General features: G+C 68.5%; 21 protein-coding genes. 11 read left to right on the forward strand and 10 right to left on the reverse strand.

Annotation, left to right across the window (positions count from 1 at the left end; genetic code table 11):
• Positions 1 to 46 precede the first annotated feature (46 nt).
• On the forward strand, positions 47 to 1525 hold the full coding sequence (locus ACIBL3_RS20750) for a sensor histidine kinase (RefSeq protein ID WP_396355071.1): 1479 nt from the start codon (positions 47 to 49) through the stop codon (positions 1523 to 1525).
• Positions 1526 to 1678: 153 nt separating this feature from the next.
• Here the strand turns inward: ACIBL3_RS20750 and ACIBL3_RS20755 are convergent, their stop codons facing one another.
• A complete protein-coding gene (locus ACIBL3_RS20755) occupies positions 1679 to 1930 on the reverse strand; it encodes a WhiB family transcriptional regulator (RefSeq protein ID WP_012922773.1) in 252 nt (83 codons plus the stop codon).
• Between the two features lie 454 nt (positions 1931 to 2384).
• Between ACIBL3_RS20755 and ACIBL3_RS20760 the strand changes: the two genes are divergently transcribed.
• On the forward strand, positions 2385 to 2801 hold the full coding sequence (locus ACIBL3_RS20760; protein ID WP_396355075.1) for a hypothetical protein: 417 nt from the start codon (positions 2385 to 2387) through the stop codon (positions 2799 to 2801).
• On the opposite strand, the gene ACIBL3_RS20765 is transcribed toward ACIBL3_RS20760, so the two are convergent.
• The 5 genes from ACIBL3_RS20765 to ACIBL3_RS20785 form a co-directional block, all read right to left on the reverse strand.
• The gene (locus tag ACIBL3_RS20765) at positions 2802 to 3596 is read right to left on the reverse strand and encodes an RNA polymerase sigma factor SigF (protein ID WP_396355076.1); all 795 of its coding nucleotides are present in this window, start codon (positions 3594 to 3596) and stop codon (positions 2802 to 2804) included.
• A gap of 76 nt (positions 3597 to 3672) precedes the next feature.
• Positions 3673 to 4065, reverse strand: coding sequence for an ATP-binding protein (locus ACIBL3_RS20770; protein ID WP_396355078.1), 393 nt, complete (start codon positions 4063 to 4065; stop codon positions 3673 to 3675).
• Between the two features lie 123 nt (positions 4066 to 4188).
• Positions 4189 to 4944: an amino acid ABC transporter ATP-binding protein gene (locus ACIBL3_RS20775; RefSeq protein ID WP_396355079.1), complete on the reverse strand. Its 756-nt coding sequence runs from the start codon at positions 4942 to 4944 to the stop codon at positions 4189 to 4191.
• Positions 4944 to 5774 carry an amino acid ABC transporter permease gene (locus tag ACIBL3_RS20780; RefSeq protein WP_396355080.1) on the reverse strand — a complete coding sequence of 277 codons (831 nt, stop codon included), beginning with the start codon at positions 5772 to 5774 and terminating at the stop codon, positions 4944 to 4946. Before ACIBL3_RS20780 ends, ACIBL3_RS20775 begins: the two co-directional genes overlap by 1 nt.
• Positions 5771 to 6622 (reverse strand): ABC transporter substrate-binding protein, encoded by an 852-nt coding sequence (locus tag ACIBL3_RS20785; RefSeq protein ID WP_396355082.1) that lies wholly within the window; start codon positions 6620 to 6622, stop codon positions 5771 to 5773. The genes ACIBL3_RS20780 and ACIBL3_RS20785 overlap by 4 nt, the downstream gene beginning before the upstream one ends.
• 302 nt (positions 6623 to 6924) lie before the next feature.
• Here ACIBL3_RS20785 and ACIBL3_RS20790 point away from each other — a divergent pair, with 302 nt between their 5' ends.
• From ACIBL3_RS20790 to ACIBL3_RS20810, 5 genes are all read left to right on the forward strand, one after another.
• Entirely contained in the window at positions 6925 to 8133 is a 1209-nt protein-coding gene (locus tag ACIBL3_RS20790; protein WP_396355084.1) for an NADP-dependent malic enzyme, read from the forward strand.
• A 16-nt stretch (positions 8134 to 8149) separates the two neighbouring features.
• Positions 8150 to 8509, forward strand: a complete 360-nt coding sequence (locus ACIBL3_RS20795; RefSeq protein WP_396355250.1) for a MerR family transcriptional regulator — start codon at positions 8150 to 8152, stop codon at positions 8507 to 8509.
• 22 nt (positions 8510 to 8531) lie between these two features.
• Positions 8532 to 9500, forward strand: coding sequence for a zinc-binding dehydrogenase (locus ACIBL3_RS20800; protein ID WP_396355085.1), 969 nt, complete (start codon positions 8532 to 8534; stop codon positions 9498 to 9500).
• Entirely contained in the window at positions 9501 to 10004 is a 504-nt protein-coding gene (locus tag ACIBL3_RS20805) for a GNAT family N-acetyltransferase (protein WP_396355087.1), read from the forward strand.
• 137 nt (positions 10005 to 10141) lie between these two features.
• Positions 10142 to 10435: a WhiB family transcriptional regulator gene (locus ACIBL3_RS20810; protein ID WP_396355088.1), complete on the forward strand. Its 294-nt coding sequence runs from the start codon at positions 10142 to 10144 to the stop codon at positions 10433 to 10435.
• 22 nt (positions 10436 to 10457) lie between these two features.
• Here the strand turns inward: ACIBL3_RS20810 and ACIBL3_RS20815 are convergent, their stop codons facing one another.
• A complete protein-coding gene (locus ACIBL3_RS20815) occupies positions 10458 to 11693 on the reverse strand; it encodes a sodium:proton exchanger (RefSeq protein WP_396355090.1) in 1236 nt (411 codons plus the stop codon).
• A gap of 114 nt (positions 11694 to 11807) precedes the next feature.
• On the opposite strand from ACIBL3_RS20815, the gene ACIBL3_RS20820 reads away from it, so the two are divergent.
• Positions 11808 to 12164, forward strand: coding sequence for an ArsR/SmtB family transcription factor (locus ACIBL3_RS20820; protein WP_396355091.1), 357 nt, complete (start codon positions 11808 to 11810; stop codon positions 12162 to 12164).
• A gap of 46 nt (positions 12165 to 12210) precedes the next feature.
• On the opposite strand, the gene ACIBL3_RS20825 is transcribed toward ACIBL3_RS20820, so the two are convergent.
• From ACIBL3_RS20825 to ACIBL3_RS20835, 3 genes are all read right to left on the reverse strand, one after another.
• Positions 12211 to 12387 carry a DUF6104 family protein gene (locus ACIBL3_RS20825; protein ID WP_360365326.1) on the reverse strand — a complete coding sequence of 59 codons (177 nt, stop codon included), beginning with the start codon at positions 12385 to 12387 and terminating at the stop codon, positions 12211 to 12213.
• 1 nt (position 12388) lies between these two features.
• Positions 12389 to 16240, reverse strand: a complete 3852-nt coding sequence (locus ACIBL3_RS20830) for a multifunctional oxoglutarate decarboxylase/oxoglutarate dehydrogenase thiamine pyrophosphate-binding subunit/dihydrolipoyllysine-residue succinyltransferase subunit (RefSeq protein WP_396355093.1) — start codon at positions 16238 to 16240, stop codon at positions 12389 to 12391.
• A 424-nt stretch (positions 16241 to 16664) separates the two neighbouring features.
• Positions 16665 to 17075: a DUF3052 domain-containing protein gene (locus tag ACIBL3_RS20835; protein ID WP_396355094.1), complete on the reverse strand. Its 411-nt coding sequence runs from the start codon at positions 17073 to 17075 to the stop codon at positions 16665 to 16667.
• Between the two features lie 57 nt (positions 17076 to 17132).
• On the opposite strand from ACIBL3_RS20835, the gene ACIBL3_RS20840 reads away from it, so the two are divergent.
• Genes ACIBL3_RS20840 through ACIBL3_RS20850 form a run of 3 tightly spaced genes read left to right on the forward strand, consistent with a single transcriptional unit; the run spans position 17133 to position 18438 of the window.
• Positions 17133 to 17516 (forward strand): RidA family protein, encoded by a 384-nt coding sequence (locus ACIBL3_RS20840; protein ID WP_396355096.1) that lies wholly within the window; start codon positions 17133 to 17135, stop codon positions 17514 to 17516.
• Positions 17517 to 17541: 25 nt separating this feature from the next.
• Positions 17542 to 18213 (forward strand): FadR/GntR family transcriptional regulator, encoded by a 672-nt coding sequence (locus tag ACIBL3_RS20845; protein WP_360532797.1) that lies wholly within the window; start codon positions 17542 to 17544, stop codon positions 18211 to 18213.
• Positions 18214 to 18228: 15 nt separating this feature from the next.
• On the forward strand, positions 18229 to 18438 hold the full coding sequence (locus ACIBL3_RS20850) for a DUF6343 family protein (RefSeq protein ID WP_396355098.1): 210 nt from the start codon (positions 18229 to 18231) through the stop codon (positions 18436 to 18438).
• The last annotated feature ends 130 nt before the right edge of the window (positions 18439 to 18568 follow it).

An 18568-nucleotide genomic window follows, 5' to 3' on the forward strand; every position in this document is an offset into this window, starting at 1 on the left:
GTGGACCACCACAGATACTGGTAAAGGCCGTCGGTAGCATCGAACCGTGCCGTCGCTGACCGATGTGGCCCGTAACCACACCACGCTGGACCAGGCCGACCTGGACCGTCTCCAACTGCTCGTCTCGGACTGGCAGATGCTCGCCGACCTGTCGTTCGCCGACCTCGTGCTCTGGCTGCCCGACACCGAGGGGCTCGGCTTCTGGGCCGGGGCGCAGATGCGGCCCACCACCGGCCCGACGGCGTACCTGGACGACATCGTCGGCAGCTTCATCCCGCGCGGCCGCCGGCACCTGCTGGACCAGGCCTACGACGGCGGGCGGATCTGCCGCGAGGGCGACCCGGAGTGGCGCGACGACGTCCCGGTCCGGGTCGAGACGATCCCGGTCCGGCGCGGCACCCGGGTGATCGCGGTGATCGCGCGCAACACCAACCTGCTCGGCGTCCGGACCCCGTCCCGGCTGGAGATCGCCTACCTGCAGAGCGCCACCGACCTGGCCCGGATGATCACCGACGGCGTCTTCCCGTACGGCGGGGAGCGGCTGCTGTCCACCACCCCACGCGTCGGCGACGGGTGCATCCGGGTCGATCGGCACGGGATGGTGACGTTCGCGAGCCCGAACGCGTTGTCGGCGTACCGGCGGATGGGCCTGGTCACCGACCTGGTCGGCAGCCGGCTGAAGGACGTCACCGGTGAGCTGCTGCACAGCGGCCACAAGGTCGACGACGTGCTGGCGTCGGTGCTGACCGGGCGCGCGGCCAAGGAGCTCGAGATCGAGAACGCCGACGCGACGCTGTTCCTGCGCGCGATCCCGTTGCGCGCCGAGGGTCAGCACGTGGGGGCGCTGATCCTGCTCCGGGACGTGACGGAGCTGCGTAGCCGGGAGCGGGAGCTGGTCACCAAGGAAGCGACCATCCGGGAAATTCATCATCGCGTCAAGAACAACTTGCAGACCGTCGCGGCGTTGCTTCGGATGCAGGGCCGGCGGATCACCGTGCCGGAGGCCCAGGCCGCGCTGGCCGAGGCGGTCCGCCGGGTCGGGTCGATCGCCATCGTGCACGAGACGCTGTCGGAGTCCTTCGACGAGCACGTGGACTTCGACGACGTCGCCGACCGGGTCGGGGCGATGGTCGCCGAGGTGTCAACAGTCGCCACCTCCGTGGAGACCAAGCGGTCCGGCAGCTTCGGCGTACTGGACTCCGAAATCGCGACCCCGCTGGCGATGGTGCTGACGGAGCTGATGCAGAACTCGGTGGAGCACGCTTTCCGGTCCCGCGACGGCGGCGAGGCCACCGGCACCATCGAGCTGTCCGCCGAGCGTTCGGTCGGCCGCCTGCACGTCACCGTGATCGACGACGGGCAAGGGCTGCCGGCAACGTTCGACTCGGAACTGTCGGGGAACCTCGGCCTGTCCATCGTCCGCACCCTGGTGATCGGTGAGCTGGACGGGACCTTGGAGTTCGGTCCCCGCCACGACGGCAAGTCCGGCGCCCAGGTCACCTTGGACCTGCCGGTCAAGGACTGACGCCCGCCCTCTGGTGGGTCAGCCAACCAGGCGGTGGGTTGGCATCCCGGAATCCGGTGGGTCAACCCACACTCTGTTGGGTCAGCCAACCAGAGGGGGAGGGGAAAGCGGAAGGCCCCGCGGGATGGTCCGCGGGGCCTCGTAGGTACTTGCTCAGGCGGTGCGGATGCGGGCGCGCGCGTTGCGGCGCTTCAGAGCGCGGCGCTCGTCCTCACTCAGACCGCCCCAGACACCGTGATCCTGGCCGGCTTCGAGCGCCCAGGCGAGGCACTGCTCACGGACGTCGCAGCGACGGCACACCTGCTTGGCCTCCTCGATCTGCATGATCGCGGGCCCGGTGTTGCCGATGGGGAAGAACAGTTCCGGGTCCTCATCGAGGCAAACGGCCCGGTGGCGCCAATCCATGGCGGATCCCATCTCTCTCAGTAGTTGTCGTACGCTGTGAGCCTGGTCTGTGCCCAGCCAGCGCGCTTTTACTCGTGCTCTCAGCTCGCACAGGGGGTTCGAGGTGCGAGGTGTTCGATCCAGGAACGTGTTGTGAACGTTTTCACGAACGAGACCATGTTCCCAATCTCAGCGGAGTGAAACAAGGGTTCTGGAGTTGTCGATCCGATCACAACACTTCCTTAACACTACGAACCGGTGCGCAGCCGTTCACCCCGTCCGATAACCGGACCGAGCTCCGTTCTTGCACTCACCCGTTCACTGCAAGTAACCGATGCAGCGGCCTTTTGGTTACGCACAACCTCAGATCCCTGTGGGGCTGGGGTTCCCGTGACCGAATGGGCACGCAGGAAGAGAAGGTGATCGTCCCTTGCGCCCGAAGTACCCGCACGGCATGGGGCACTAAGCTGGCGAAGTGCCGACCGACTCCCCAGCTGCCGCCGTACCGAGACCGCTCAAGCTAGCCGCGGCTGTGGTGGCTGCGGAAGGGCTTGTGCTCGTCGTTCTCGGAATTGCCGAAGCATTAACGATCCAAGGCCCCCGGGTCTTCATGGGCCTGACCACCACCGCGTTCTTCGTCCTGTACGGCGTGGGCCTCGGGCTGATCGCCCGCGGCCTGTCACGGGCGTCCACCTGGAGCCGGGGGCCGGCGGTGTTCGCGCAGCTGATCCAGCTCCTGATGGCGTACAGCTTCTGGGGCGGCGGCACCAAACCGATCGCCGTCGCGCTGGCCCTGGCGGCCCTCGGCGTCCTGATCGCGATCTTCCAGAAGGCTTCCACCGAAGCCCTTGCCGACGATCCGACCAAGGACAAGGACCGCCCGGTCCTCTGACTACTCCTTCAGCAGGCCGGTCCGCAGCTCGGTGAGGGTGCGGGCGAGCAGGCGGGAGACGTGCATCTGGGAGATGCCGATCTCATCGGCGATCTGGGACTGCGTCATGCCGCGGAAGAACCGCAGCGTCAGGATCCGCTTCTCCCGGGTGTCCAGCTGCGCCAGCAGCGGTTTCAGGGACTCCCGGTACTCCACACTCTCCAGCGCCTCGTCCTCGCCGCCGAGCCCGTCCAGGACCGTCGTGGTGTCGGTCTCGTTCTGGTCCGGGGCATCCAGGGACAACGTGTTGTAAGCGTTTGCGGACTCCAGGCCCTCGATCACGAGATCCGGCGACAGGCCCAGCCGATCGGACAACTCGGCGACTGTCGGCGCCCGGCCCAGCTCCTGGGTCAGCTCGGCGGTCGCGGCGGTCAGCGAGAGCCGGAGCTCCTGCAGCCGTCGCGGCACCCGGATGGCCCAGCCCTTGTCCCGGAAGTACCGCTTGATCTCGCCGAGGATCGTCGGTGTCGCGTACGTCGAGAACTCCACGCCGCGATCGGAGTCGAACCGGTCGATCGCCTTGATCAGGCCGATCGTGGCCACCTGGACCAGGTCGTCGTACGGCTCGCCGCGGTTGCGGAAGCGGCGGGCCAGGTGCTCCACCAGCGGCATGTGCAGCGCGACCAGGCCGTCCCGGGCGACGCCGTACGCCGGCTCACGCAGGCCGGCGGCCGACATCGCGCGGAACAACTCGGCCGTCCGGGTACGCAGATCAGGAGAGTCCTGGGACCCGCCCAGGGGCATGTCCTCGGTCACGCCTGCGCCTCGCTGGCGCTCGGCTGCGGCGTAACCATCAACGGTGCTCTACCCATCGTTCGCTCGCTACGCTCGCTCACAGAGTCTCCGTTGCGGTGGCGGTCGCCGTCACGGTGATGGTGAGTCGGCCGTCGACCGTCTCCGCGGCCGCGGACTCCACCAGCGCGGTCAGCACGGTCCAGCCGAACGACGAGGTGTCGGGCTGCCAGCCGTTCGGCACGACGGCGCTGGTCCGCACCGTAAGCTGCGGCGGGTCGATCTCGAACACGCAGTCCAGCACGCCGTCGGACGCCTGCGGCAGCAGCAGCGCGCACGCCTCGTCGACCGCGATCCGCAGGTCGTCGATCGCGTCCACGGTGAAGTCGTTGCGGGCCGCCAGGTTGCCCACCACCGACCGCGGTACGGCGATGTACGCACTGTCCGCCGGAATACTCAGACGGACCTCGGCGGATCGTCCCCTGCTGCCCACACTGCCTCCCTCGGGTCCGGCGGGCGATCGTCCCACCACGCCGTACATCTTCCACTCTGAAAGCCCGCAATGCACGAAGGCCCGGCCTTGTGGACAAGACCGGGCCTTCGCGGCTGTCGAACGTCAGCTGGTCGGCTCGACGTGGGTCGGGTCCAGGACCCGGCGCAGGAACGTGCGGGTGCGCTCGTGCGCGGGGTTGCCGATCACCTCGGCCGGCGGGCCCTGCTCGACGATGACACCGCCGTCCATGAACACCACCCGGTCGGCGACCTCGCGGGCGAACGCCATCTCGTGGGTGACCACGAGCATCGTCATCCCGTCCAGCGCCAGCTTGCGCATCACCGTGAGCACGTCGCCGACGAGCTCCGGGTCGAGCGCGGACGTCGGCTCGTCGAACAGCATCAGCGCCGGGTCCATCGACAGCGCCCGGGCGATCGCCACCCGCTGCATCTGGCCACCGGACAGCTGGGCCGGATACGCGGCCACCTTCTCGTTCAGGCCGACGCGTTCGAGGTTGGCCCGGGCGATCCGGTCCGCCTCGGCCGGCTTGCGCTTCAGCACGGTCGTCTGGGCGATCGTGCAGTTGGCCAGCACGGACAGGTGCGGGAACAGGTTGAACTGCTGGAACACCATCCCGATCTGCTGCCGGGCCGCGTCCAGGTGACAGTCCCGGTCGGTGATGTCCTCACCGCGGACGAACACCTGCCCCTGCTCCGGCTGCTCCAGCAGGTTGACGCAGCGCAGCAGTGTGGACTTGCCCGAGCCGGACGGGCCGATGATGCAGACCACCTCGCCCTGCTCGACCGTGAAGTCGATCCCGCGCAGGACGTGGTTGCTGCCGAACGACTTGTGCAGGCTCTTGATCTCGACCAGTGCCATCAGCGCGCCCTCGCAGCCTTCGCCTCGAGCCGGCGGACCAGGATGCCCAGCGGCAGGGTGATCAGCAGGTAGCAGAAGCCCGCGGTGACCAGCGGAGTCAGGTTCGCGTACGTGTTGGCCAGGTCCCGGCCGAAGCCGGTCAGCTCGTACGCGTCCGCGCTGACGCCGATGATGAACACCAGCGAGGAGTCCTTCACCAGCAGGATCAGGTCGTTCGTCAACGGCGGCAGCACGATCCGGAACGCCTGCGGCAGCACGATCCTGCGGGTCGCCAGCCCGGCCGGCATTCCCAGCGAGCGAGCCGCTTCGACCTGGCCCTTCGGGACGGCCTGGATGCCGGCCCGGATCACCTCGGCCATGTAGGCCGCGGCGACGATCCCCAGGGCCAGCCAGACCACGCCGTACGGATCCCACGGGATCGTCAGGCCCTCGAACGCCAGCGGCAGCAGGCTGAACGCGATGAACACGACGATCGCCGGCAGGCCGCGGAAGAACTCGATGTAGGCGGTCGCGATCCAGCGGTACGGCCCGACGATGCTCAGCCGCATCAGGGCCAGGACGGTGCCGCCGATCAGGCCGATCACGAACGCGCCGGCGGTGTACTCCAGCGTCTTGACCAGCGCGTTGAGCAGGCCGTCCTCGAACGCCGCCTTGATGTATTCCGGCTTGAAGAAGACGTCGACGATCTGCTGCCAGTTCGCCGTGAAGGCGGCGAACAGGATCAGTGCGATCAGGACCCCGTACTGGATCCAGCGGGACCGCTGAGCCCGCTGCCGCGGGCTCAGCCCCTTCCGCTCAACGATGTCGGTGGACTTGGCCGGCGTACTCACTTCTTCGGCTCAACCCCGAACCACTTCTTGTAGATCTCGTTGTACTGGCCGTCCGACTTGGCCTTGGTCAGCAGTTCGTTGAACTTGGCGACCAGTTTCGGGCCGCTGCCGTCCTTGAGGGCGCCGAAGCCGTACTGCTCGCCGGTGTTGAACTCGGCGGTGACCGCCATGTCCGGGTTCGCCTTGACGTAGTCGTAGAGCACGCCGTTGTCGTTGATGGCGCCGTCGACCCGGCCGGACTTGACGTTGTTCTCCTGCAGCGCCAGGTCGTTGAAGACGACCACGGTGAAGCCGATCTTCTTCGCCTGCTCGTTGGCGAACGCCTGGCCGGTGGTGTCGGCCTGGACACCGACCTTCTTGCCCTTCAGGTCCTCCAGCGACTTGTAGCCGGAGTCCTTCTTCACCAGTAGCACCTGGGTTGCGTCCATGTACGGGTCGGTGATGCTGATCGCGGCCTGCCGCTCCGGCGTGATCGTCATCGCGCCCATACCCATGTCACACTTCTTCGCCTGGAAGGCGGCGCCCGAGGTGACCTGGGCCCACTCGATGTTGACGACCTCCTGCTCCAGGCCGAGGTCCTTGGCGACCAGGTCGAGGAGATCCACGTCGAAGCCGACGACATCGGCGCCGTCCTTGTACTGGAACGGCTTGTACGGCAGGTGGGTGCAGACCATCAGCTTGCCGGACTTCACCAGGGTGATGCCGGCCGCGGCGGCCTTGTCCTCGGTTCCACCGCTGCTGGTGCCCGAGTCGTCACTGCCACAGGCTGAGAGCGTGAGCGCGAGCACTGCGGCCGTGGCAACGACGGCGCGGGTGCGACTCTTGCGGAGGGTGGAGACGATGTTCATCGCTGTTACTCCTCGACACTGGAACTTGTATTCCGTCCCGCACGGTAACCGGGCCGGATGCCGCATCCTGACACAGCAACCAGCCGGGTGGCGGCAGCAGACTCCGGCCGATACCTCATCGTCACCCTGTTGCGGCTGTTCGGAACCCTGTGGGCACCCTCACAGAGCAGACCAGTGCGGTGTGTGGTTTACTCGGTGCGACGGGTGACCCCCTGGCCACGGCGTTGTTCGACGCACCCACTGATCGAACCGCCCACTCACTGTAATCGACCGCCATCTCGCTGTTATCGAAGGGTCCCCGCATGGTCGCCCAGCCGCATCCGTCCGTTTCCACCCCGCTGCCCGAGTCCGACCGGTACGCCGGTGACGCAGTCTTCGAGCTGCACCGCGGTGGCAAGATCGAGGTCACCTCGTCGGTCCACGTCCGCGACGCCGCCGACCTCTCCAAGGCCTACACCCCGGGTGTCGCCCGGGTCTGTACGGCGATCGCCGAGGACCCGGCCCTGGTCCGGCGCTACACCTGGAAGTCCAACGTGGTCGCGGTCGTCACCGACGGGACCGCCGTACTCGGGCTGGGTGACATCGGCCCGGCCGCGTCGCTGCCGGTGATGGAAGGCAAAGCCCTGCTGTTCAAGGAGTTCGGCGGCGTCGACTCGGTGCCGATCGCGCTCGACTGCACCGACGTGGACGAGTTCGTCGAGACCGTGGTCCGGCTGGCCCCGACGTTCGGCGGGATCAACCTGGAGGACATCTCGGCGCCGCGCTGCTTCGAGATCGAGCGGCGGCTGAAGGAGCGGCTCGACATCCCGGTGTTCCACGACGACCAGCACGGTACGGCGGTCGTCGTACTGGCCGCGCTGCGGAACGCGCTCCGGGTCACCGGGAAGTCGATCGAGGACATTCGCGTGGTCATCTCCGGAGCCGGCGCGGCCGGGGTCGCGTGTGCCCGGATCCTGCTGCAGGCCGGCGTCGGCGACCTGGCCGTTGTCGACAGCAAGGGTGTGCTGCACGAGGACCGCCCGGACCTCAACCCGGTGAAGCTGTCGCTGGCCCGGGACACCAACACCGGCGGGCTTTCCGGCCGGCTCGTCGACGCGCTGGACGGCGCGGACGTGTTCCTCGGAGTGTCCGGCGGGACGGTGCCCGAGGAGGCGATCGCCCGGATGGCCGACGGGTCGATGATCTTCGCGCTGGCGAACCCGAACCCGGAGGTGCACCCGGACATCGCGCACCGGCACGCCGCCGTGGTCGCGACCGGCCGCTCCGACTTCCCGAACCAGATCAACAACGTGCTGGCGTTCCCCGGCATCTTCCGCGGCGCCTTCGACGCGAACGCGTCCCGCATCACCGAGGGCATGAAGCTCGCCGCCGCCGACGCCCTCGCCAACCTCATCGCCGAGGACGACCTCCGCCCCGACTACATCATCCCGTCGCCCTTCGACCCCCGCGTGGCCCCCGCAGTAGCCACCGCCGTAGCAACAGCAGCCGAAGCGGACGGCGTCGCTCGCTAAACTCCACTAGGTGCGCATGCGGGAGATGGTGGGGCGGACCGGGGTTAGTGAGCGGTTGTTGCGGTATTACGAGGATCAGGGGTTGTTGCGGCCGGAGCGGCTGGCCAGTGGGTATCGGGAGTACGGCGAGGGTGACGTCGCGTTGGTGGGGCGGATCCGGACGTTGCTGGCGGCCGGGTTGTCGACGGCGATGATCGCCGAGGTGCTGCCGTGCGTGACGGAGAAGCTCGAGCCGACCTGCCCGGTGCTGCTCGACAAGCTGCAGCACGAGCGCGACCGGATGTCCGCGTCGATCAAGGCGCTCGAGGAGTCGCGCGACCTGCTGGACGGCGTGTTGTCCACACCTGTGGTGAATTCGGTAACTGACTCGGCGTAGACCACCGCGTAGGTTGGTACGCATGCTTGCTGCCTATGCCGCCAAGTTCGACGCCGACGACCCGATCGCCGCGCTGGAGGTGGGGGAGCGGCCCGACCCGACGGCGCCCGAGGGATGGGTGACGATCGACGTCCGGGCGACCGCCCTCAACCACCACGACCTGTGGTCGCTGAAGGGGGTGGGGCTGGCCGAGAAGAGTCTGCCGATGATCCTCGGCTGCGACGCGGCCGGGATCGACCCGGACGGCAACGAGGTCGTCGTGCACGCGGTGATCTCGGACCCGGCGTGGAAGGGTGACGAGACGCTCGACCCGAAGCGGTCGCTGCTCAGCGAGCGCTACCAGGGGACGCTGGCCGAGAAGGTCGCCGTACCCGCGCACAACGTGGTGCCCAAGCCGGCGGGCCTGAGCTTCGAGCAGGCCGCGTGTCTGCCGACCGCGTGGCTGACGGCGTACCGGATGCTGTTCACCCAGTCGGGGCTCAAGCCGGGCGACACCGTGCTGGTGCAGGGCGCCGGCGGTGGCGTGGCGACCGCGCTCATCACGCTGGCGCGCGCGGCCGGGATCCGCGTTTGGGCGACCAGCCGGGATGAGGGCAAGCGGGCGAAGGCGCTGGAGATCGGCGCGCACGACGCGTTCGAGTCCGGCGCCCGGCTGCCGGAGCGGGTCGACGCGGTGATGGAGACGGTCGGGCAGGCGACCTGGTCGCACTCGCTGAAGTCGCTGAAGCAGGGCGGCACCGTGGTGATCTCCGGCGCGACCAGCGGCCAGGCGCCGAAGTCGGCCGAGCTGAACCGGATCTTCTTCCTGCAGCTGCGCGTCCAGGGCTCCACGATGGGCACCCGGCAGGAGCTCGCCGAGCTCGTCCAGTTCATGGCGAACGCCGGCATCTCCCCGCACATCGACTCCGTCCTCCCGCTGGCCGACGCCCGCAAGGGCTTCGCCAAGATGAACGAGGGCGACGTCTTCGGGAAGATCGTCTTTACTGTCTGAGTGCAACCGGAGATTCGCCGCGCGACGCCTGATGATGCCGAGGCTGCGGCCTGGTGTCACCTGCTGTGCTGGCGGGAGGCGTACGACGGCCTGGTGGACGGCGCCGTACTCGCGGAGCGGACCAGCGACCTCGATCGCCGGATCGAGCGCTGGTCGCACGCGCTCGGCGAGGGCTGGATCCGGTGGGTGGCGATCGACCCGGATCCGGCCGCCGGGGTCGAGGATCGGGTCATCGGGTTCGCGGCGGCCGGCCCGGCGCGGGACGACGACGCGCCCACGCCGCTGGAGCTGTTCGCGATCTACGCCCGGAAAGCCTGGTGGAGCACCGGCCTGGGCGCCCGGCTGCTGGAGGTTGCCATCGGCAAGGAACCGGCCAGCCTGTGGGTGCTGGAGGGCAACCAGCGGGCGCGGGCGTTCTACCGGCGGCACGGGTTCCACGAGGACGGCACCCGGGTCGACGAACCGTTCTTCGGCGTACCGGAGATCCGGATGGTGCGCCGCTGAGTGCCACCGGCACTTTTGTGCCGGATGCCGTTTCACGCCGGAAACATTCGCGTCGCACCGGGGCAACGCAACTGGCTCACTCTGTTCCTACCGCAGCACGTTTCGATCCGCCTGATCGATGAGGAGCAGGAGTGCCCATGAGGCCGACCTTGACGGTGATCGCCGACCCCGCCGACCGCTGGATGACCAAGGCCGCGTGCGTCGGCCAGGCCCCGTCGTACGACGAGACCGCGAGCCAGTGGGAGCAGCGCAAGGCCCAGGCCGTGTGCCTGACGTCGTGCCCGGTGATCGAGGAATGCCGCGATTGGGCCCGCCGGACCAAGTTCACCGGCACCGCAGCCGGCGAGAAGTTCCTCTACGGCCGCCGCCGCGGCCGCCCGGGCCCCCAGGAGCGCCGCCGCCCCATCGTCGAGGAACAGCAGGCCAGTTAGGTGGGTTCTGTCTGCTGATCCCTCAGACCCCGACGAGCTCGTCGGCGCGCTCCGCGTCGGCGAGCTTTTCCGTACGGCGGAACGGGGAGGTCAGCGTCGGCAGCAGCTCCCGCCGGTTCCGCGCGAACGCCACGATCGCCAGCACCAGGTAGATCCCGCTCAGCACGTACCGCCCGGTCTGACCCGGTACGGCGAACTGCACCGCGAACAACCCGAGCAGCGTCCAGGCCGCCCACCGTGGGAAGCGCAGGCTCAGCAGTACGGCGAGGCCCAGCAACGTCTGCGTCGCCGTGAGGAGGAACTCCTCGACCTGCCGTCCGTCCAGGTGCAGCGCCGCCGACCCGCCGCCGATCCCGTAGGCGATCGGGAGGCTGCCGATCAGCAGGGTCCACTGATTCACCTTGGCCGAGATGAGCAGGCCCAGTGCGGCCGCTCCCTTGCCCCGCCAGGCGAACAGCAGCGCCACGATGAACTCCGGCGCCTCCGAGGCCAGCGGAGCCAGCCACTGCACCAGCAGGAACTGGTCGATGCCCAGCGCGTGCCCGCCCTCGACCAGCGAGTCCGCGAACGGCTCCGCGGCCGCCAGGATCACGCCCGCCGCCGCCAGGAACATCCCGATCACGGCGACCCGGCGCTGCACGGTCGGCAGGCCACCGATCGTCGCCGCCGGGCCGATCAGGTCCGGCTCGTCGTCGTGGCCGGAGACCGCGGCGCGGTAGAGGTAGTAGGCGAAGAACGCGAGCAGCAGGATGCCGAGCACCAGGTGGATCTCGCCGGTCACCGGGATCACGAAGGCGACCACGGCGGCGATCGCCAGGAAGCCGAGCTCACGGCGATAGCCCGAGTCGAGGACCAGGGCCTTGATCGTGCGGCCGCTGCGCCGGGAGGCGACGTACAGACTGAGCAGGACGACACTCGACCAGCCGAGGCCGAGGAGCAGCCGGTTCGACCCGGTCATGTTGGCCGCGGCGTACTGCACGTAGTCGGGGTTGGAGCCGGCTGTGTGCGCGAAGTAGAGGTCCACCGCGTACTCCGGCAGGACCGCGATCACCGCGAGCAGCGCGATCGCCAGACCGCCGGAGATGTCCACCTCCGCGGCCTCCGCCGCCCAGGCCAGCACGAACGACGCGGCCACCACCGCCAGGCCGAAGACGAACATCGACGCCAGGGCCGGCGGGTGCGTGCCGGTGAGCCGGAGGGCGACTGCGGGGATCGCCACCACGAGCAGCAAAAGCACGGGGCGGAGGGCTCGGAGCATGCCTCCAGCCTGCCATCGTTTTGATACTTTCGCAATTGCGAAAGTATGAGACCGTCATCACCACGGCCTGCCGCGCTCCCGCCGGGCCGTTCCAGCGGTCACAATGACTGCGCGATGACGACTCCGTTCCCAGAACCCACGAAGGCGCAGCTGGAATCCGCCGCCGGCACCTTCGCGATGCTGTCCGCCCCGGTGCGGCTGCATCTGGTCTCACTGGCGGCCCAAGGCGAGTACGACGTCGGCACCCTGGCTGACCGTGTCGGCGTCAGCATCGCCACCGCCAGCCAGCACCTGGGCAAGCTCCGGCTGGCCGGCATCATCACCGCCCGGCGTGAGGGCCGACGGCACATCTACACCGTCGACGACCCGCACGTCCTCAACCTGGTCGACCAGATCTTCGAGCACATCGCCCCCGACGGCTCCCTGGCCCCCGACCCACCCCGCCGAACCAGACCCCCACACACCGAGTAACAGCAAAATGCCCTCCGCGCGGCGGAGGGCATTTGTGCTGTTCGGATCAGTCGTCTTCGTCGTCGAGGCGGGCCAGCCAGGTGGCGAAGCGTTCGATGGGGGTTTCGAAGTCGGGGTTCAGGTCGACGAACTCGCGCAGCCGTTCGGCCACCCAGGCCAGCGTGACGTCTTCCTCGCCACGCCGGCCCTCGAGCTCCTCGATCCCTCGATCGGTGAAGTACACGTCAGCTGAACGCCTGCTTCAGCAGCGTGGACTGCTCGGACTGGTGCACACCGTGCGAGCCGACCGACGGCGCCGACATGGCCGGGCGGGAGACCCGGTAGAACGGCTTGCCGCCGAGGTGCTCGGTCAGGTTCAGCGCCATGAACGGCCACGGGCCCTGGTTCGCGGGCTCGTCCTGGACCCAGCGGACCTCGGTCGCGTTCGGGTACTTGGCCAGCTCGGCGACGAACTCCTCGGCCGGCAGCGGGTACAGCTGCTCGACCCGGAGGACCGCGGTGCTGAGCTTGTCCGGCTCCGCCTTCTTCCGCTCGGCCAGCAGGTCGTACACGATCCGCCCGGACGCCAGGATGACGCGCTCGATGGTGCCCGTGGTCGCCTCGGCCGCGGCGTCGCCGAGCACCGGCTTGAAGGTGCCGTGGGTCAGCTCCTCCGGCTGCGACACCGCCTCCTTGCGCCGCAGCAGCTGCTTCGGCGTGAAGACGACCATCGGGTTGTGCTCCTCGCCGAGCGTGTGCCGGCGGAGCAGGTGGAAGTACGACGCCGGCGTCGACGGCTGCGCGACGGTCATCGCGTTCTCCGCGCAGAGCTGCAGGAACCGCTCGATCCGGGCCGACGAGTGGTCCGGACCCTGGCCCTCGTACCCGTGCGGCAGCAGCAGGACGACGCCCGACTTCTGGCCCCACTTCGCCTCACCGGACGAGATGTACTCGTCGATGATCGACTGGGCGCCGTTGACGAAGTCGCCGAACTGCGCCTCCCACAGCACCAGCGCGTCCGGACGCGCCACCGAGTAGCCGTACTCGAAGCCGAGCGCGGCGTACTCGCTCAGCAGCGAGTCGTAGACATGGAAGTTCGCCTGGCCCTCGTCCAGGTGCTGCAGCGGCACCCAGTCCTGGCCGTTGACCCGGTCGATGATCGCCGCGAACCGCTGCACGAACGTGCCCCGCCGGCTGTCCTGGCCCGCGAGCCGGACCGGCCGGTTGGCCAGCAGCAGCGTGCCGAACGCGGTGATCTCGGCGCTGGCCCAGTCGATCGGGCCCTGGGTGATCGCGGACGCCCGGCGCTGCAACTGCGGCAGCACCTTCGGGTGCACGGTGAAGCCCTCCGGCAGCGTGGTGTACGCGTCGGCGATCTTCTTCAGCACCTCGGGCGTGGTCGCGGTCGCGTCCGGGCCCTCCGGCTTGTCCGGGTACACCGGGACGGTGACGTACGGCGCCGGCGTGTCCGGCTGGCTCTTCGCCTCACGGACCTCGGTGAAGACCCGCTCCAGTCGCTGCTGGAAGTCCCGCATCGCCTGCTCGGCCTCTTCGACCGTGATGTCGCCACGGCCGATCAGGGCCTCGGTGTAGAGCTTGCGGACGGACCGCTTCTGCTCGATCAGGTCGTACATCAGCGGCTGGGTGAAGCTCGGGTCGTCACCCTCGTTGTGACCGCGGCGGCGGTAGCAGACCAGGTCGATGACGACGTCCTTGTTGAAAGCCTGGCGGTACTCGAAGGCCAGGTCGGCGACCCGGACACAGGCCTCGGGGTCGTCGCCGTTCACGTGGAAGATCGGCGCCTGCACCATCCGGGCCACGTCGGTGCTGTACATCGACGAGCGCGACGAGGCCGGGGAGGTGGTGAAGCCGACCTGGTTGTTGACGATCACGTGGATCGTGCCGCCGGTGCGGTAGCCGCGCAGCTGGGACAGGTTCAGCGTCTCCGCCACCACGCCCTGGCCGGCGAAGGCCGCGTCGCCGTGCACGAGCACCGGCAGCACCGGGAACGCGGTGCCGCGGTCCAGGATGTCCTGCTTGGCCCGGACGATGCCCTCGAGCACCGGGTCGACGGTCTCCAGGTGGGACGGGTTCGCCGCCACCGAGACCTTGATCTTGTCGCCGAACTCGGAGACGAACTCGCCCTCGGCGCCCAGGTGGTACTTGACGTCACCGGAGCCCTGCACGGTCCGCGGGTCGATGTTGCCGTCGAACTCGCGGAAGATCTGGCCGTAGGACTTGCCGACGATGTTGGCCAGCACGTTCAGCCGGCCGCGGTGCGCCATCCCGATGACGACCTCGTCCAGGCCGGCCCCGGCGGCCTCCTCGCAGAGCTCGTCGAGCAGCGGGATGGTGGTCTCGCCACCCTCCAGCGAGAACCGCTTCTGGCCGACGTACTTGGTCTGCAGGAAGGTCTCGAACGCCTCGGCCTCGTTCAGCTTGGCCAGGATCCGCAGCTGCTCCTCGCGCGGCGGCTTGGTGTGCGGCCGCTCGACCCGCTCCTGGATCCACTTGCGCTGCTCGGGGTCCTGGATGTGCATGTACTCGATACCGGTGGTCCGGCAGTACGAGTCGCGCAGGATGCCGAGGATCTCGCGCAGCTTCATGAACTTGCGGTCGGCCGCGCCGAACGAGCCGGTGGCGAACTCGCGGTCCAGGTCCCACAGGGTCAGGCCGTGGGTGGCCACGTCCAGGTCCGGGTGGCTGCGCTGCTTGTACTCCAGCGGGTCGGTGTCGGCCATGATGTGGCCGCGCACCCGGTAGGCGTGGATCATCTCCAGGATCCGGGCCTGCTTGCTGATGTCCTCCTCGTGGCTGTGCGGGAGGTCAGCGGCCCAGCGGATCGGCTCGTAGGGGATCCGCAGCGACTGGAAGATCTCGTCGTAGAAGCCCTCCTGGCCGAGCAGCAGCTGGTGCAGCCGGCGCAGGAACTCACCCGACTGGGCGCCCTGGATGATCCGGTGGTCGTACGTCGAGGTCAGCGTCATCACCTTGCTGACCGCGAGCTTGGCCATCGTCTCGTCGGCCGCGCCCTGGTACTCCGGCGGGTACTCCATCGCGCCGACGCCGACGATGCAGCCCTGGTTGGTCATCAGCCGCGGCACCGAGTGCTGGGTGCCGATGGTGCCGGGGTTGGTCAGGCTGATCGTGGTGCCCTGGAAGTCGGGCAGCGCGAGCTTGTTGTCCCGGGCCCGCCGGACGATGTCCTCGTAGGCCATCCAGAACTCGGCGAACGTCATGTCCTCGGCGGCCTTGATCGACGGCACCAGCAGCTGCCGGGTGCCGTCCGGCTTCTGCATGTCGATGGCCAGGCCAAGGTTGATGTGGGCCGGCTGGACCAGGGTCGGCTTGCCGTCGGTCTCGGCGTACGACGCGTTCATCTCGGGCAGCGTCTTGAGCGCCTTCACCAGCGCCCAGCCGATCAGGTGGGTGAAGGAGACCTTGCCGCCGCGGGCGCGCTTGAGGTGGTTGTTGATGACGATGCGGTTGTCGATCAGCAGCTTGACCGGGACCTGCCGGACACTGGTCGCGGTCGGGACCGTGAGGCTGGTCTCCATGTTCTGCGCCGTCCGCGCGGGCGCGCCGCGCAGGATCTGCCGCTCGGCGTCGCTGCTGGACGCGGGAGCGGGCTTGGGCTGGGCGCTGGGCGGCTGGTTCACCGTGCCTCCGGTCGGGGCGGCGCTGCTCGGGGCAGGCGCCGCCTTGGCTGCGGGCTGGTTCTGCGGTACGGCGGCCTGCGCACCGGCCGGCGGAGTTGCGGCAGCCGCGGCCGGAGCGGCGGCTGCAGGCGCAGCGGCGGCGGCCGCGGCTGCAGGTTGGCTCGAGGCGGGCGCGGACGCTGCAGTGCCGCGGCTCGGCGCCTCAGGAGTCTTGTTCTCCGACACCGCATCGGGCCGGGGAGCGTCGGCCGGGGTGGTGGTCACCGGCTTCGCGTCACCTGGCTTGTAGTCCTTGAAGCTGTCACTTTGGAAAATGGCGAGCCACGCCGGATCCACTGAATTCGGGTCCTGCAGGTACTTCTCGTACAGCTCGTCGACCAGCCATTCGTTCGCACCGAAGGCTGCTAGTGGATTGGTGTCTGATGGCTCGGTGGCCACTTGGCAGTTCGCCTCTTCCGATCGGTCCGGTACCGCGGGTGTTAATGCTGATGTTATGGGTGGTGTCCCAGGGCAAGGCTAATAGCACGCGGACCACTTCCACAGCCCGGGACCACCGGACCAGTGCGTCGGGTGGTCGGGCCCTGCCGACTTGATCGATCGAGGCCTGAAACACTGTGCTGGCAGGTGTTTCAGCTCACCGCCCCGAGGTCTCGAGGTGAGTGGCAGGACGGAAACTCGGCCGGAGTCCGGGACGCCTTGCAGAGGTGGGATTCCGGCCGGTCTTGCGGTGACTCTCGGTGCACCGTTCGAGCCTGACTGGCCACTGTATGCAACTAACTACTCGCGGTGGGTGCCGATCAGGACTGCGCGGAAATGTGGTGAAGCTCACGCTCTGGATCAGTCCAGTTCGCAACAACTGGGCTCACCGGTTGCTCAGCCGGCGGACCAGTTTGAGGCCGGACCAGGTCGCGTCGATCGCGCAGACCTTGACGTCGACGACGCCGAGCGGGAGGGCGAGTTCGCGGATCCCGTTCTCGTCCAGGTCGGTCGGCACGCCCGACGACCGCTTCGGCCAGGCGATCCAGACCATCCCGGCGGCCGTCGTTTTCTGGAGTAACAACGGCAGCCGTTTCGCCAGCCGGTCCCGGTCCGGGCAGAACGCCAGCACGACCTCGTACGGCGTCCGGCCGGTCCGGCGCGCGATCGTCGTACCGTCCGGCAGACCCTCGATCGTGAAGTCGTCCGGCGCGTTGTCGAGCAGCACGACTTGCCCGGGCTTGATGCCCAGCTTGGCCGCGAGTGGCTTACCCGAGTAGCCCGGCGTGGTCGCCATGACGGCATGCTATGTTCTGGATATCAGATATCCAGAATCTGTGCGGAGGAGTGCGTGATGATCACCAATCCAGCGGAGCTGCACGACCCGACCGGCTTCGGCTACAGCCATGTGGCGAGCGTCGGGGACCTGGTCTTCGTCGCCGGCCAGTACGCGTCCGGGCCGGACGGCCTGGTGCCGGTCGAGGACTTTGCCGAGCAGGTGAAGTTGTCGTTCGAGAACCTCGGCGTCGCGCTGCGGTCGGCCGGGCTCGACTACGCCGACGTGTTCCAGTTGCGCACGTACGTCGTCGACCACTCGCCTGAGAAGCTCGCCGTCCTCGGCGCCGCGATCGCCGAGCGCTGGCCCGGCAAACCACCGGTCCAGACCCTCCTCGGCGTCGCCCGTCTGGCCCTCCCGGAAATGCAGTTCGAAGTTGATGCCATTGCAGTACGACGTTAGAACGTCGGAGCGGCATACTGACCAGATGGCGTTGACGGATGAGGCGATCGTCAAGATCAAGGGGATGATCACCTCGGGGGAACTGGGGCCTGGGGATCGACTGCCGAAGGAGGCGGATCTCGCGGCGCGGCTCGGCCTGTCGCGGAACTCGCTGCGCGAGGCGGTCAAGGCGCTGACGCTGGTCAACGTGCTGGACGTCCGGCACGGCGACGGCACGTACGTGACCAGCCTGGATTCGGCGCACCTGCTCGACGCGCTGAACTTCATGGTCGACCTGCACCGTGACGACTCGGTCCTGCAGTTCTTCGAGGTACGGCGCCTGCTCGAGCCGGGCGTGGCCGCGCTGGCGGCCACCCGGATCACCAAGGAGCAGGTGATCGAGTTGCGGTTGCTGTGCAGCGATCTGACGCCGGAAGCCGAGGTGGAGGAACTGGTCGCCAACGACCTGCGCTTCCACCGCGGCATCGCCGAGGCGACCGGCAATCAGGTCGTCTGCTCGTTGCTGGACGGCATCTCCGGTGCGACCCAGCGGGCCCGGATCTGGCGCGGGGTCACTCAAGCCGGGGCGGTCGAGCGGACGCTGCTCGAGCATGCCGCGATCCTGGACGCGATCGAGATCGGCGACGCCGAGGCGGCCCGCGCCTGGATGACCGCCCACATCGCCGGCGTCGAGACCTGGCTGCGCAAAGCCCCATAGGGGTACCGGGCTGGTATGGCCTTCGAGCCGCCTCCACCGCGCAGTGCGCTGACGCTGCGGCTGGTGCTGGCGTGCTTCGGCGTGGCCATGTGGATCACGGCGGCGGTGCTGTCCGCAGTACTGGACCTGCCGGTGGGCTGGGTGATCGCGTTCGGCCTGCTCGCGGTGGTCGCGGCCGTCGACCTGGTCATCGTTGCCTGGCGCAAACACCGGATAAATGGTTGAAGCGGTGAACCACGACCCCGTAGGCTGGGTCGCGTCCCATTCCCGACGTCAGGGGTCTGCGTTGTAACTCCGAGGTCTTCCTTTCAGCCGGTGATCGCCACCCGTCGAGGTGCGCGGTCTCGTCCGAGAC

This window comes from Kribbella sp. NPDC050124 (assembly GCF_044460355.1).
Lineage (GTDB): Bacteria > Actinomycetota > Actinomycetes > Propionibacteriales > Kribbellaceae > Kribbella.

Excerpts from the sequence above, each read along its gene's own strand:
- ACIBL3_RS20755 (WP_012922773.1), bottom strand. The coding sequence starts at position 1,930 with ATGGATTGGCGCCACCGGGCCGTTTGCCTCGATGAGGACCCGGAACTG.
- ACIBL3_RS20850 (WP_396355098.1), top strand. The coding sequence starts at position 18,229 with ATGGCCTTCGAGCCGCCTCCACCGCGCAGTGCGCTGACGCTGCGGCTG.
- ACIBL3_RS20815 (WP_396355090.1), bottom strand. The coding sequence starts at position 11,693 with ATGCTCCGAGCCCTCCGCCCCGTGCTTTTGCTGCTCGTGGTGGCGATC.
- ACIBL3_RS20835 (WP_396355094.1), bottom strand. The coding sequence starts at position 17,075 with ATGGCGACCACGCCGGGCTACTCGGGTAAGCCACTCGCGGCCAAGCTG.
- ACIBL3_RS20845 (WP_360532797.1), top strand. The coding sequence starts at position 17,542 with ATGGCGTTGACGGATGAGGCGATCGTCAAGATCAAGGGGATGATCACC.
- ACIBL3_RS20785 (WP_396355082.1), bottom strand. The coding sequence starts at position 6,622 with ATGAACATCGTCTCCACCCTCCGCAAGAGTCGCACCCGCGCCGTCGTT.
- ACIBL3_RS20795 (WP_396355250.1), top strand. The coding sequence starts at position 8,150 with ATGCGGGAGATGGTGGGGCGGACCGGGGTTAGTGAGCGGTTGTTGCGG.
- ACIBL3_RS20810 (WP_396355088.1), top strand. The coding sequence starts at position 10,142 with ATGAGGCCGACCTTGACGGTGATCGCCGACCCCGCCGACCGCTGGATG.
- ACIBL3_RS20840 (WP_396355096.1), top strand. The coding sequence starts at position 17,133 with ATGATCACCAATCCAGCGGAGCTGCACGACCCGACCGGCTTCGGCTAC.
- ACIBL3_RS20775 (WP_396355079.1), bottom strand. The coding sequence starts at position 4,944 with ATGGCACTGGTCGAGATCAAGAGCCTGCACAAGTCGTTCGGCAGCAAC.
- ACIBL3_RS20820 (WP_396355091.1), top strand. The coding sequence starts at position 11,808 with ATGACGACTCCGTTCCCAGAACCCACGAAGGCGCAGCTGGAATCCGCC.
- ACIBL3_RS20800 (WP_396355085.1), top strand. The coding sequence starts at position 8,532 with ATGCTTGCTGCCTATGCCGCCAAGTTCGACGCCGACGACCCGATCGCC.
- ACIBL3_RS20790 (WP_396355084.1), top strand. The coding sequence starts at position 6,925 with ATGGTCGCCCAGCCGCATCCGTCCGTTTCCACCCCGCTGCCCGAGTCC.